The 13,428-nt window shown below is 41.8% G+C and carries 13 protein-coding genes; 4 read left to right on the top strand and 9 right to left on the bottom strand.

Annotated features, from left to right (window positions below):
- Positions 1–116: 116 nt before the first annotated feature.
- The 3 genes from ettA to FHG64_RS16435 form a co-directional block, all read right to left on the bottom strand.
- Positions 117–1,808, bottom strand: a complete 1,692-nt coding sequence (ettA, locus tag FHG64_RS16445; RefSeq protein ID WP_139067413.1) for an energy-dependent translational throttle protein EttA — start codon at positions 1,806–1,808, stop codon at positions 117–119.
- Between the two features lie 104 nt (positions 1,809–1,912).
- Positions 1,913–2,383, bottom strand: a complete 471-nt coding sequence (locus tag FHG64_RS16440; RefSeq protein WP_246054158.1) for a DinB family protein — start codon at positions 2,381–2,383, stop codon at positions 1,913–1,915.
- Positions 2,384–2,385: 2 nt separating this feature from the next.
- Positions 2,386–2,565, bottom strand: coding sequence for a CAL67264 family membrane protein (locus FHG64_RS16435; RefSeq protein ID WP_139067411.1), 180 nt, complete (start codon positions 2,563–2,565; stop codon positions 2,386–2,388).
- 250 nt (positions 2,566–2,815) lie between these two features.
- On the opposite strand from FHG64_RS16435, the gene FHG64_RS16430 reads away from it, so the two are divergent.
- The 4 genes from FHG64_RS16430 to FHG64_RS16415 all read left to right on the top strand — a co-directional run bounded on the left by FHG64_RS16430 (position 2,816) and on the right by FHG64_RS16415 (position 7,468).
- The gene (locus FHG64_RS16430; RefSeq protein ID WP_139067410.1) at positions 2,816–4,444 is read left to right on the top strand and encodes an acyl-CoA carboxylase subunit beta; all 1,629 of its coding nucleotides are present in this window, start codon (positions 2,816–2,818) and stop codon (positions 4,442–4,444) included.
- A 5-nt stretch (positions 4,445–4,449) separates the two neighbouring features.
- Positions 4,450–5,322 (top strand): hypothetical protein, encoded by an 873-nt coding sequence (locus FHG64_RS16425; protein ID WP_139067409.1) that lies wholly within the window; start codon positions 4,450–4,452, stop codon positions 5,320–5,322.
- Positions 5,319–6,968 (top strand): M1 family metallopeptidase, encoded by a 1,650-nt coding sequence (locus tag FHG64_RS16420; protein ID WP_139067408.1) that lies wholly within the window; start codon positions 5,319–5,321, stop codon positions 6,966–6,968. The genes FHG64_RS16425 and FHG64_RS16420 overlap by 4 nt, the downstream gene beginning before the upstream one ends.
- Positions 6,969–7,045: 77 nt before the next feature.
- Entirely contained in the window at positions 7,046–7,468 is a 423-nt protein-coding gene (locus FHG64_RS16415) for a DoxX family protein (protein WP_139067407.1), read from the top strand.
- A 59-nt stretch (positions 7,469–7,527) separates the two neighbouring features.
- On the opposite strand, the gene FHG64_RS16410 is transcribed toward FHG64_RS16415, so the two are convergent.
- The 6 genes from FHG64_RS16410 to FHG64_RS16385 all read right to left on the bottom strand — a co-directional run bounded on the left by FHG64_RS16410 (position 7,528) and on the right by FHG64_RS16385 (position 13,427).
- Positions 7,528–8,847 (bottom strand): M24 family metallopeptidase, encoded by a 1,320-nt coding sequence (locus tag FHG64_RS16410; protein WP_139067406.1) that lies wholly within the window; start codon positions 8,845–8,847, stop codon positions 7,528–7,530.
- 13 nt (positions 8,848–8,860) lie between these two features.
- On the bottom strand, positions 8,861–9,958 hold the full coding sequence (locus tag FHG64_RS16405) for an AMP-binding protein (protein WP_139067405.1): 1,098 nt from the start codon (positions 9,956–9,958) through the stop codon (positions 8,861–8,863).
- 66 nt (positions 9,959–10,024) lie between these two features.
- On the bottom strand, positions 10,025–10,966 hold the full coding sequence (locus FHG64_RS16400) for a CPBP family intramembrane glutamic endopeptidase (protein WP_139067404.1): 942 nt from the start codon (positions 10,964–10,966) through the stop codon (positions 10,025–10,027).
- Positions 10,967–10,974: 8 nt separating this feature from the next.
- Entirely contained in the window at positions 10,975–12,009 is a 1,035-nt protein-coding gene (locus FHG64_RS16395) for an o-succinylbenzoate synthase (RefSeq protein WP_139067403.1), read from the bottom strand.
- Between the two features lie 49 nt (positions 12,010–12,058).
- A complete protein-coding gene (locus FHG64_RS16390; RefSeq protein WP_139067402.1) occupies positions 12,059–12,739 on the bottom strand; it encodes a metal-dependent hydrolase in 681 nt (226 codons plus the stop codon).
- A 220-nt stretch (positions 12,740–12,959) separates the two neighbouring features.
- Positions 12,960–13,427: a hypothetical protein gene (locus FHG64_RS16385; RefSeq protein ID WP_139067401.1), complete on the bottom strand. Its 468-nt coding sequence runs from the start codon at positions 13,425–13,427 to the stop codon at positions 12,960–12,962.
- Position 13,428: the final 1 nt, after the last annotated feature.

Genomic DNA, 13,428 nt, shown 5'->3' with positions numbered 1-13,428 from the left:
GTCTCTAGCCTCCAGAATCTTTTAACAAAAATCTCAATACTCACTACTCATATCTCAATACTCATCACAAAAAAGCCCCGGGAAATCCGGGGCTCTCTTTATTAGCTGCAAATTCCTTAGCGTACCAGCTTCTTATATTTGATTCGCTTTGGCATAAGGTCGCCGCCAAGGCGCTTCTTCTTGTTTTCTTCATATTCAGAAAAACTTCCTTCGAAGAAATAAACCTGTGAGTTTCCTTCAAATGCGAGGATGTGGGTACAAACCCTGTCCATAAACCACCTGTCGTGAGAAATAACCACCGCACAGCCTGCAAAGTTCTCCAAACCTTCTTCAAGGGCACGCAGCGTATTCACGTCCAGGTCGTTGGAAGGCTCATCGAGTAACAACACGTTTCCTTCTTCCTTTAGCGTGATGGCTAGGTGAAGCCTGTTTCTTTCTCCACCCGATAATGCTGAAACCTTTTTATTTTGTTCACTGCCGCCAAAATTGAATCGGCTAAGGTATGCCCGGGAGTTCACCTGTCTTCCTCCCATCATTACAAGCTCCTGCCCGTCACAGAAGTTCTCCCAAATTGTCCTGTTGGGATCTATATTTGAATGTGACTGATCTACATAGGCGATCTTCACCGTGTCCCCAACTTCAAAACTTCCTTTATCTGGTTCTATCTCTCCCATGATCATTTTAAAGATCGTGGTCTTACCCGCACCATTGGGTCCAATAATCCCCACAATCCCGGCCTGCGGGAGGGTGAAGTTCAAATCTTCATACAATAGTTTATCATCAAATGCCTTGCTTACTCCTTTGGCCTCAATTACGTTTGTACCAAGCCTTGGCCCGTTAGGGATATAGATCTCCAGCTTCTCATCCATTTGCTTTTGATCCTGGCTCATCAACTTATCATAGTTGTTCAAACGGGCTTTCTGCTTGGTTTGACGACCCTTTGGAGACATACGTGCCCATTCCAGCTCCCTTTCCAGGGTCTTTTGTCGTTTGCTCGCCTGCTTTTGTTCCTGTGCAAGTCGCTTTGATTTTTGGTCCAGCCAGGAAGAATAGTTTCCTTTCCATGGAATACCCTCTCCCCTGTCCAGTTCCAGGATCCAGCCTGCAACATTGTCAAGGAAATAGCGGTCGTGAGTAACCGCGATAACAGTTCCTTTATATTCAGCTAAATGATGTTCCAGCCAGTGAACACTCTCTGCATCCAGGTGGTTGGTAGGTTCATCCAGTAAAAGTATATCGGGTTCCTGTAGGAGAAGTCGGCATAAAGCCACCCTTCTTCTTTCCCCACCGGAAAGCACACCTATCTTTTTATCGGGTTCCGGAGTCCTAAGGGCATCCATCGCTATTTCAAGCTTAGTGTCGAGTTCCCAGGCATTGCTGGCATCGATCTTATCCTGAAGTTCAGCCTGCTTGTCCATTAACTTCTGCATCTTATCTGCATCCTCATAGACTTCAGGAAGGCCAAACATATCGTTTATCTTGTTGTACTCATCAAGTATGGCAACAGTCTCTGCTGCCCCCTCTTTCACAACTTCCAGAACCGTCTTCTCATCATCCAGCTTTGGTTCCTGCTCCAGGTAACCAACGGTATATCCCGGAGAGAATACCACGTCTCCCTGGAAATTTTTCTCTTCGCCTGCAATAATGCGCAAGAGAGTGGATTTACCTGAACCGTTAAGCCCCAAAATCCCGATCTTTGCGCCGTAAAAGAAGCTTAGATAAATATTCTTAATAACCGGAGTATTAGCACCCGGATAGGTTTTAGTGACCCCACTCATGGAAAAGATCACTTTCTTATCATCTGCCATTTCTGTAACTTTTTTAAAATTAAAAGGTTGGAGGTTTCCCTGCAACCAATATCCTGTTCAACAAATATCTTAAATTTAGCGCATCCTGCGCTGCTTCGATCAAATTATTTATATAGTCCCAATTCCCTTAATAGGATCATTAATTGCCCGATGTGGTAAGCATTATGTTCTATTACGAGCATAATCTCTCTCAAAAGGTTATGCTCTGTATCATTCCCAACAGGTTGCAAAAGTTCACTGCTTTCAAGATGGAAAATGAGCTCTTTCCGGGTTTGAAAAAAAGCCTCCTGCAGCTCCTTCCACTCTGCCTGAGTATCTGGCTTTGAAACGGGAGGCCAATAATCTTCTGGCCATTTGGGAGCTGCATAATCTTCAGCTTTACAATACTCCAGGATATCCTTTTGCGCATACCAAATATGATAAAACAATTCATAGAAGGAATAAGGCAAATTCCCTGGTCGTTCCCCAACCCTCTCATACGTTATGTACTTCAGCATTTCCTGAACAGGCATAAATGCCTCCCCTCCTTCCAGGTGTTTTATGAGCCGGGCCTTTATTTGCTGCTCTGCTGTCACGACTATACCCTGCCTTTTAAGGCATTAAACGCCCACGACATTACGAAGAAACCAATGCCTACAGTAGAGAATCCAATAGCATAATCTATATATTTCAATACCCCCAGAAGGATGAGAGCAATACCTATAAGCATCGTACAAAAGGATGCCCAGGCAAAAATGCTGTTTTTATTCATTCCCATACAATTGTTCTTTTAGGCAAAGGCATTGTACATTGCGATATATTTTCTTTCATTTTAAGCTTGAAAGTAGCCGCTGCAATACCTTGCGCAATTCTTCTTAACAAAGATCGCACATTTTAATGATTTTATAGCAAGTGCAAATACTCCTGTTTTTGTATTTTAGCCAAGATACAAAATGCCCGGAAGAATTAATTTTATTTTACGGGCTCGAAATTTATTTATTACAGGAGACTATTAACAAATTTGAAATATGGATATCAACTTCAATAAAAATGAAGATCATAACAAACTTTTACTTGTAACCCTCAAAGAAAAATTGGCTAAGATAAAACTTGGAGGAGGAGAAAAACGAATAGAGAAACATCACTCCAAAGGGAAAATGACCGCCCGGGAGCGTATCGATTATTTACTGGATGATCCTAAAAATGCCCTGGAAATTGGGGCTTTTGCAGGAGAAGGAATGTATGAGGAACATGGTGGCTGCCCCAGTGGCGGGGTGGTCGTGAAAATAGGCCATGTGAAAGGAAAACAATGCATAGTCGTTGCCAATGATGCCACTGTAAAGGCAGGAGCCTGGTTTCCCATTACCGCTAAAAAGAACTTAAGGGCACAGGAGATCTCAATTGAGAACCGTCTTCCTATTATTTATCTTGTAGACAGTGCGGGGGTTTATCTCCCAATGCAGGACGAGATCTTCCCCGATAAAGAACACTTTGGAAGGATCTTTCGCAATAACGCGATAATGAGCAGTATGGGTATCACACAGATATCGGCCGTGATGGGCAGCTGTGTTGCCGGGGGCGCCTATCTTCCTATAATGAGCGATGAAGCCTTAATAGTGGAAAAGACCGGAAGTATCTTCCTCGCAGGAAGTTATCTGGTAAAGGCAGCCATTGGAGAATCTATCGATAATGAAACCCTGGGCGGGGCGACTACCCATTCTGAAATTAGCGGAGTGACAGATTACAAGGCAAAGGATGACAAGGATGCTCTGGATACCATTAAGAATATCATGGATAAGATAGGGGATTTTGATAAGGCAGGTTATAACCGAAAGGATCCTGTTAAACCGAAAGAAGATCCCAAGGAGCTTTATGGTGTGCTTCCAAAAAAACGATCGGACCAATATGACATGCGAGAGATCATTAAACGGCTAGTAGACGGATCGGATTTTGAGGAGTACAAGGAAGGATATGGGCAAACAATTATTACCGGCTACGCCCGTATAGATGGATGGGCAGTTGGAATTGTTGCCAACCAGCGAAAGATCGTGAAAACCAAAAAAGGTGAGATGCAGTTTGGCGGGGTGATCTACTCAGACTCGGCCGATAAAGCCACCAGGTTCATCGCCAATTGCAACCAGAAAAAAATTCCGTTGGTGTTCCTTCAGGATGTTACCGGCTTTATGGTTGGGAGCAAAAGTGAACACGGCGGAATTATCAAGGATGGCGCAAAGATGGTAAGTGCAGTGAGCAACTCGGTAGTGCCAAAATTTACTATAATCATAGGAAATTCTTATGGCGCAGGGAACTATGCTATGTGTGGAAAAGCTTACGATCCAAGATTGATTGCAGCCTGGCCAAGTGCTGAACTTGCAGTGATGGGAGGAACCCAGGCAGCCAAAGTCCTTGCCCAGATAGAAACAGCCTCTATGGCGAAAAAAGGCGAAAAAGTAGATGCTGAAAAGGAGAAAGAAGTCTTTGAGAAGATCAAATCAAGGTACGATGCACAAACTTCCCCCTATTATGCCGCTGCCAGATTATGGACAGATGCTATTATAGATCCACTGGACACCCGCAAATGGATATCCCACGGGATCGAGGCAGCCAATCACTCCCCTATAACCAAAGATTTTAACCTGGGGGTAATCCAAACTTAAGTCATTTGAAAAAGTTAATTGTCGTACTATTCTTCCTCTCCTTCCCGGCACTCTATGCCCAGGAAAAGTCTGAGAATATTGAATCCACTTATATTTCCCTGGAAGCTTATAGAAATATGGGCAGGGAACTAATTAAAGAAGATTACCAGAATCTCAAGATCATACATAGGGATACTATGGTCCAGGTGCCGGCAGATTTTATACTCCCCGACACTCCCAATAGCAGACGACTTTTCTATGAGTTCAGGGATCTTCATTTTTTGGAGAAATATAAGGACGTCGTTTATTGGAAGGAAGGCCTTACCCTGAAATTGTGGGAAGATGAGATTAAGATGTTTCTTGCCCCCTCTATTCCTAAAAAACATCAGGAGGCCTTATTAGATTTTGCTGAAGGCCTTTCAGCAGCAATAGACTCATTGAAGATTACGGAAGTTAAAACTATAGATGAAGCAAATTTTTTCCTCTATTATATCAATTCTAAGGACACAATACATTTTGAACCTAAATTGAAAGGAAAAAAATCCTCTTACTATGTATATTGGAATGAGAAACAAAAACTCGACAAAGGTTTTGTTCAAGTGGACTCAGATCTTATTCCAAAACCAATTTATCAACTGGCAAATTTAAAATATCAGTTCTTTAGATCTTTAGGAATGTTTGGCAGCTCTTCACTTTTTGATTGTAAAAGTTACTTTTCCAATTGTAGTGATATAAGAAGCCTTAGTTCAGATGACATAGAGATCTTAAAATATCACTACTCATACAATAAAGCCAATGGTGTAAATAAAGAGGGTTTTGAAAAATTCCATTCAGAAATGCAGGATATCCATAAAAAAGATTCCTCCCCAAAGATTTATATAAACTCTTCCCCTTTATGAAAAGATTGATCCTACTTATTATTCCTTTTCTTGCCTTGCCAAATTTTGCACAGGTATTAAGCCAGGAAGGAAGAATATATACTGAAGCCGACACTCTACGAGGATCCTTACGAGCTGAAAGGGCTTATGATGTCCTGAAGTATCATCTAAAGGTAAGGGTGGAGCCTGAGGAACGTTACATCTCCGGTTCCAATACCATAACATTCGAAGCCGGGAAACAGTTGCCGGTAATGCAGATAGATCTTTTTGAAAACATGAAGATCGATTCCATTATTCACCGTAACGAGAAATTGGACTACAACAGGAAATTCAATGCTGTTTTTGTTGACCTGAAACAGCCGGTACAAAAGGGAGAAAGGGATTCTATCCTCGTATTTTATTCCGGAAATCCATTGGTGGCGAAAAACGCACCCTGGGATGGGGGTTTTGTGTTTGAAAAGGATAATAATGGGGACCATTGGATAGCCGTTGCAGTGCAGGGTACAGGAGCCAGTTTATGGTATCCCAATAAAGACCATCAAAGCGATGAGCCACAGGAAGTCCTTACAGAAGTGGAAGTGCCTACAGGTTTGATGAATGTTTCCAATGGCCGGCTGGTTTCACAAAAAGAGCTCGAAGATGGTTACACCCGCTGGAGCTGGAAAGTCATTAATCCTATCAACAATTATAACATTGTCCTGAATATTGGCAATTATGTCCATTTCTCTGATACTTTGAAGAAAGATAATTACCGGAACCTCGACCTGGATTACTACGTCCTGCCTTACAACCTTGAAAAGGCGAAGAAACAATTTGAGGAAGTGAAGCCAATGATGGATTGTTTCTACGAAAAATTTGGGGAATATCCCTTTGTCGAGGATGGTTTCACTCTTGTAGAAACCCCTTACCTGGGCATGGAACACCAGAGTGCGGTAGCATATGGCAACCATTATATGAAAGGCTATCTTGGCAGGGACCTTTCAGGCACAGGAATAGGACTAAAATGGGATTTTATCATCATTCACGAAACCGGCCATGAGTGGTTTGGGAATAGCATTACCGCCAGGGATATAGCCGATATGTGGATCCATGAAGGCTTTACCTCCTATTCTGAAGCTGTCTATATTGAATGCCGCTGGGGAAAGGAAGAAGCCCTGGAATATATTAAGGGAATAAGAAGTGTAATTGCCAATGATAAGCCTATAATAGGGGAATATGGAGTAAATTCTGAAGGGTCGGGCGATATGTATTTTAAAGGTTCCAACCTGCTCAATACCATAAGGAGCATATATAATGATGATCAATTATGGTGGAAAACCCTGAGAGATTATACGACGACTTACAGGCACCAGATCATAACTACAGAAATCACCGAGGAATTTTTCAATAAGGCTATAACTGTTGACCTAAAACCGGTATTTGACCAGTATCTTCGTCATGCTGCCGTGCCACTACTTCAATTTAGAATTGTAGAAGACAGGGTCTCCTACCGCTGGCAAGCCGATGTAAAGAATTTTGAAATGCCTGTCGATATATTCGTAAAGAATAAAGAGCTAAGGATCACTCCAACCTCATCCTGGCAACAATTGCCGGCCGGTGTAAAACCTAATGATATTCGTATCAACGACAGGAAATACTATATTAACTCCAACCTTTCATCACTTTAAGAAGATTCCTGTAATTCCACGCTTTACTATTGCTTAATTCATTAATTATCAGTAAATTAATTGTTAATTTTTGAGTTATGGCAAGTATTAGAACATTGAATAAGTGGGCCAATGCGCACACTTATTACGCACTGGACATTCTAAGGATCGCGCTGGGTGTATTTCTCTTCATAAAAGGCATTGGATTTATATCACAAACGCAAACCCTAGTAGAATTAATCACTCCACTCCAGGGCTATGCGGGGGTAATGATTACTGTACATTACGTGGCCTCTGCCCATCTTGTGGGAGGAATTTTAATAGCTTTTGGATTGCTTACCCGCTGGGCGATAGCTGCACAGCTTCCAATACTTATTGGGGCAATCCTAATCAATTTTGTTGGAGAAATGAATGTGGGTAACCTTATTCTGGCCACAGTTGTGATGTTCATTTCCCTGTTCTTTATTTTCTATGGATCGGGAAAACATTCAGCAGATTACATTATGAAAATGGGCTATTAAAAAGGGGATGTTTTTCAAGCTTCATTACCCCCCAAATTCGGGGCGAAGTTTTCTTTGGTTTATTTTGAGGAAATACAATACAATTCCTGCTGCCTGCCATTCACGTACTTAAAGCCATCCTCACCATAAAATCCTGCTTCTTCAAGCATGATCCTAATATCCTTTTCCCATTCAGGGATTTCCACAGTCGTATTAAGTTCAATAGCATAAACCGTATTTGGATATAAAGGATAATCCCCGGTTCCCGGCACTCCTCCCTGTGAGTCCCACATTCCAATCGTTGGCCCTGCAGAATGCCCGTAAAGGCCTAAAGGATGGGTATAAATGGAAGGCCTTAATCCTTCATCTTTTGCTTCTGTAAGAGATACCGCCAGGATCTCATTTCCTGTTCTTCCTTTTTGAAAATTAGTTGTGAGTATATCCTGTAGCCTGTTACCTTTTTCCAGTGCCTCTCTTAAATATGCCGGTGCAGTGAGCTCACCGGGTTTAAGCACATAGGCATGTTGCTGGCAATCTGTATTAAGCCTTAAATAAGTTATTCCAAAATCGCAGTGCAGCAGATCCCCCGGCTGGATGACGGTCTCCCCGTAACCTGCGGAAAAGGCTTCAATATGGTCTTTAAGAGCCTCATCCTTTCTCTGAATATCCACAGTTGGGTGAAACCAGGTTTCCAGGCCAAGTTCTGTAACTTTTTGGCGCATCCACCATACCACATCCTCACTGGTTGTGACGCCGGGGGTAATAACCTTGTTGCTGAAGGCTTCGGCTATAATAGCATGAGTTTGCGCCACAAGGGACTCATATAATTCCATTTCCTTTTGAGAGCGCGTCTCGATCCAGCCAACGGCAAGTTCCTCTGCTGAGACTATTTTATCCTTATAGGCTGCAGGTAGCATCGCTAAGAATTCATCATGATCGGTTTTCACCAATCCATCTGCCAGCGCAAAATCTTTAGAATAATTAAGACCTATAGTTGCAGGGGTTCTTTCTTCTATAATATCAATTAAAGCTTTCCATTGATCTGGTTCTTCTTCAGGATCCCAGGCAGAGATGATGTTTTTTCCAATATTATAACGGGCTACGGCAATCCTCTCAAGGGTGTCCCTTTCCCTGTCGCGATGAAAGACCAATATCGTCCTGCGGCGAGCATTGAGCCAGGTCCCAGGGAGCATTGTTCGTAAAACCGGGTCTTCATTATATTCCCGGGATATGATCACCCACATATCAATCCCCGCCCTGTCCATAAGTTGTGGCAGGAGATTTTCAAATTTATCTGCAAGGATCTCGTCCGTTTTTTCGGCTCTTTCTCTTTCTGATAGAATTTGGGACTGCACAGGCAATCCCAGTAAAAGGAATATAACTAGTAATCTTATTATCATTAGATGGAAATTGTTATTTATTGCGGCTTTTCACCGTATTCTCCCTATGGATCTTACCATTGGGTGTCTCTTCAAACTTCTGGACCAGGTAGATTTTTTTCGGCACTTCGAATTTTTCAAGACTCTTTAAGTTTTTAATATCCTCCTCAAGCTGGGCAAGCAATTCTTCAGAGAAATCGGCTTCCACAAATAGCACCAGTTTCTCCCCCAGGGCATCATCTGGTAACCCCGTCACGAAGAACCTCCTGTCGATTGTTTCATTCAGCTTTAATTCTATTTCCTCCGGATGCAATTTTACCCCTCCCGAATTAACGACGTTATCTATCCTGCCCTTCCAGAAGAACTTCTTATAAGTTACGATCTCAACTACATCATTGGTTACCACTATATCTTCTGCAACCTTTGGAGCCTTAACCACCAGGCAGCCGCGCTCATCTGTAGAAATACCTATATCGGGCAACACCTTGAAAGGAATAGGTTTATTTTTCTTATTTGTTGGATTAAGTCTTTTGGCTGCGATATGTGAAACGGTCTCTGTCATACCAAAAGTCTCATAGACCTTTGTAGTTAGATCCTGCACTTTGTTTTGTAAGTGAGGAGAAACTGCACCGCCACCAACTATTAATTTTTTGATCAAATGCAACCTCCCCAGTGAGTTATCCAGTTGGAAAGGAGTCATCGCACAAAAATCGTAGGTTTTAAATACCTGGTCCAGGGGATTGGAAGATGGCGGTACCATATCAAGTTCCCAGCCCAGGACCATTGCCCGTACTATCATCATCTTCCCCGCAATATAATTTGCAGGAAGGCACAAAAGTACCGTCGACTTCTCTGGCAGTTCAAAGAACTTCCCTGTAGCCAGGGCAGAGTTTATCATATGGTCTTTTCTTATGCGTAATTTCTTGGGCTTCCCTGTAGAGCCAGAGGTCTGCACATCAAGGTAAAGTGAGGGTTTTACCCAGTCAAGGATAAAATCTCCAACAAGGCCTTCATAAGGCTCTCCTTCTTTTATATAATTATAAGCAACCTTACGGAGATCGGAGATAGTAAAATGGATCTTATTGATCTTAAAGTTGGGATGCACCTCCGGGACGTCAAATTTTTCATTCATATTCTTCCTCGTATAGCAAAGGTTATTAGCATGAATTTCTAAATTTAACAAAATGTACGAAAATCCTTAACCTAATTCTGAAGGTTTTAACACTTCGGGCTTTTCTACTTTCCCGAAAAGCCTTTGTCCCCAATTTTTCCAGTTATATTTTCTCGCCATAATAAAGAGGAAAATAGGGTATATCACCAAAACAGGGATTATAACATCCAGGCCTGCAGAAGGCTCAGAAATATCTTTTAAGACTGAATTGGTTTGAAATGCAGTCCAGTCTGCCGTAACAAGTACGGCAGTTATAAGGTTATTTCCTGCATGAAATCCCAGGGCCAGCTCCAGCCCGTCATCCATAAGTGTCATGATGCCCAGCAGGAATCCGGTTCCTATGTAGTAGATCATTATAATATTACCAAGTTTGGTAACCTCAGGATTGAAAAAATGAAGCCCGCCGAAAATTACCGAGGTAATAAAAAGTGGAACCCACCTGTTGCGAACCAGGGTTCCAAGCCCCTGCATTAAATATCCCCGAAAAAAATATTCCTCAAAACTGGTTTGCAGTGGCACCATGACCACAGCTATGGCAAGCATAATAAAAAATGGTGTTGGCTGGAAATTGACTACATAATCTTCAGGGTTCGTGAAATAATCAAATAAAGTAACCGAAATTGAAAAGACGGCAACCAGTCCAAATGCAAAGAAGAACCTGCTCCAGTCTATCTTTTTCCTTGCAGTGGTAAGAGCAGTAAAAGGCTGGCTGTGAATAAATTTTACTGCAAACAAAAGCCCTACCAGTGCTACCGCAAAGGTAAGCAGCATAAGAAACAGGGAAAGGTTTGAATCCAGGACCTGCATGACCTGGGTCTCATCCATTCCTTCAAGGTCGAAACCTGCTTTTAGAAAAACCGCGACCAATAAGGGCATTTGACCGGCAAAAACAGCTGCGATCACCACAAAGATCCCTACCAGGTACCGCCAAAATTCATATTGATATTTAAATGCTTGTTGTATATACATATTGATAATTATAAATTAAAATCCCAGGAGGATTTTGGATCATAGCTTATTTTTCCTTGTTTCACCTGCAACGGACTTTCAAAATTATTGGTATACAATCCCCCGGTTCCCAGGCCCTGCGGCATTTGGTTACCGGTGGTAAAGGTCCACTGGCTTATGGCATTTAACCCCACATTGCTTTCCAGGGCACTGGTTACCCACCAGTCGATCTTTTCCTGTGCAGCCAGATCTATCCATTCCCCGGTTCCCCTAATTCCGCCAATGAGGCTGGGCTTAAAAATGAGGTATTGCGGACTTATAGTTTGTAGCAATTCGACTTTTTTAGTTACATCTGTAATTCCTATTAATTCCTCATCCAGGGCTATGGGAATGGGAGTGTTCTCGCAAAGATCTGCCATTACAGCCCAGTTGCCTTGTTTTATGGGCTGCTCTATACTGTGGATGTTAAATTGGCTTAATCTTTTTAGCTTCTCCAATGCTTCAGCCGGGGAGAAGGCGCCATTTGCATCTACCCGTAGTTCGATCTCTTCAGCAGTAAATTGTGAACGAATATATTTTAGCAGCTCCAATTCAGCTTGAAAATCTATAGCCCCAATTTTCATTTTAATACAACTAAATCCTGCTGAAATCTTTTCTTCGATTTGCTGCTTCATGTACTCCTTCTTTCCCATCCATACAAGCCCGTTGATAGGGATTGCTTCCCTCCCTTCAGTAAAAGCTGAAGGGAAAAGAATAAAAGGACTGGAGGCTTCCAGGGACCTGAAGGCCATTTCGACTCCAAATTGGATGCTGGGGAATTCCCGAAGTTGCTCCCACAGCACATTTTCACCTAAATCTATATTGTCACAAACCCAGCGAAGTTTATCCTCATAATCTGGCCTGTCATCAATGCTAAGGGAGCGCAATATCCCGCACTCGCCTATGCCGCGCCGGCCATCCTGTTCCAGGATTAGGAACCAGGTCTCCTTATTATTAAGAACGCCCCGCGAAGTTCCGCTGGGGCGTTTAAAATTTAATATATACTTATGGTATGTTGCCTGCATTAAATAAAAGCTTTGTCACATTCGTGACGGGAAAAATAGTGGAAAAATTTTAAAGTTCAATACTTTCTCCTATTTCCAGCAACATAAGATCTTTTCCCTTTTCATAAAATTTTCTTTTGGCCTCTTCGTGATCTATTTCAATATATCCAAAAGTATCATAATGGCAGCCTATGATCTTATCGCATTCCACGAAATCGCTGGCTACAATGGCATCCTCAATGCCCATAGTGAAATTATCTCCTATTGGAAGGATTGCCAGGTCGAGATTGGTCCTCATTGGGATCAATTTCATGTCCATAGTTAGCGCAGTATCTCCTGCTATGTAAATATTCTTATGCTCACTCTCAATTACAAATCCGCCGGGTTGCCCTCCGTAACTTCCATCTGGAAAAGAACTGGTGTGAATGGCATTGACATATTTTACCGTTCCAAAATCAAAATCCCAGCTGCCGCCGTGATTCATAGGATGCACTTCAAATCCCTTGTTTTCATAATGGGTGGCTATCTCAAAGTTGCTTACTATAATCGCACCAGTATTTTTGGCTATGGCTTCCGCATCCAGGATGTGGTCCTGGTGCGCGTGGGTAAGAAGGATGTAATCTGCCTTTAGATCATTTATATCAATCTTGTCTTTAGAGTTTTCGTTCCCGGTGATAAAGGGGTCTACCAGAAGATTGATATCCCCAATTTTTATCCCGAAGGTATTGTGCCCGTAGAAAGTGATCTTCATGTCTTAATTTTTTTGGTTTGCTATAAATTTAAGCATTGAGCAGAAACTTTTTGTCCTACAGATAATATTTTTTTGTTAAACAAAACGTCCCGTATGAAAACTGTGCGAGCTGGCGTGCGTGAAGGTCCGTAAGGCAATAAGGCGTTGCCAGGGAGCACGGGCTTTCGATTCAAGACCAAATCAAGCATGGTTTTTAATTGCTGTTGGCAAATGTCTTAATTTACTCGACTGAAAGAATTTGTCTTTGGAATTGATTTAAATCCGAAGTTTCTTTTATATCGTGCATTGCTCCAAAATACATTATTATCGCAGTTTCCTTTACTTTTCCAGTTAAAGCAATGAAATAAATACTCTTATCTTCTCTTAAAAATTGAAATTTATACCCTGTTAATTCAGAACCAAAGGAATTCATTTTTATTTCTGTTTTGTCTATAAAATTAGGATCACTTTGGTATTGACTTAAAAGTTGTTCAGTAATAATCTTACCCATTCCCTCCATTTCATTTTCTAAATATCTCCATTGCGTCGATGATCCGTTACACCTAACTTCTGTCTCTGAATTTTTCTTGCAATTTTCTTTAAGTTGGATTGTTTTTCCGGCATAATTTACTTCTTCTAATTCTAAAGAATCTTGTGCATAAATTATTGTAGAAATGGCGATAAATAATAAAGTAAGATGTCTTTTCATT

This window comes from Antarcticibacterium flavum (assembly GCF_006159205.1).
In the GTDB taxonomy this organism is placed as follows: domain Bacteria; phylum Bacteroidota; class Bacteroidia; order Flavobacteriales; family Flavobacteriaceae; genus Gillisia; species Gillisia flava.
The sequence above is the reverse complement of the archived record's forward strand: the minus strand, read 5'-3'. Positions and strand labels throughout refer to the sequence as shown.

Bases quoted from the DNA above. Each gene is read 5' to 3' on its own strand.
- ettA (WP_139067413.1), bottom strand. From the start codon at position 1,808: ATGGCAGATGATAAGAAAGTGATCTTTTCCATGAGTGGGGTCACTAAA.
- FHG64_RS16435 (WP_139067411.1), bottom strand. From the start codon at position 2,565: ATGGGAATGAATAAAAACAGCATTTTTGCCTGGGCATCCTTTTGTACG.
- FHG64_RS16430 (WP_139067410.1), top strand. From the start codon at position 2,816: ATGGATATCAACTTCAATAAAAATGAAGATCATAACAAACTTTTACTT.
- FHG64_RS16420 (WP_139067408.1), top strand. From the start codon at position 5,319: ATGAAAAGATTGATCCTACTTATTATTCCTTTTCTTGCCTTGCCAAAT.
- FHG64_RS16415 (WP_139067407.1), top strand. From the start codon at position 7,046: ATGGCAAGTATTAGAACATTGAATAAGTGGGCCAATGCGCACACTTAT.
- FHG64_RS16410 (WP_139067406.1), bottom strand. From the start codon at position 8,847: ATGATAATAAGATTACTAGTTATATTCCTTTTACTGGGATTGCCTGTG.
- FHG64_RS16405 (WP_139067405.1), bottom strand. From the start codon at position 9,958: ATGAATGAAAAATTTGACGTCCCGGAGGTGCATCCCAACTTTAAGATC.
- FHG64_RS16400 (WP_139067404.1), bottom strand. From the start codon at position 10,966: ATGTATATACAACAAGCATTTAAATATCAATATGAATTTTGGCGGTAC.
- FHG64_RS16395 (WP_139067403.1), bottom strand. From the start codon at position 12,009: ATGCAGGCAACATACCATAAGTATATATTAAATTTTAAACGCCCCAGC.
- FHG64_RS16390 (WP_139067402.1), bottom strand. From the start codon at position 12,739: ATGAAGATCACTTTCTACGGGCACAATACCTTCGGGATAAAAATTGGG.
- FHG64_RS16385 (WP_139067401.1), bottom strand. From the start codon at position 13,427: ATGAAAAGACATCTTACTTTATTATTTATCGCCATTTCTACAATAATT.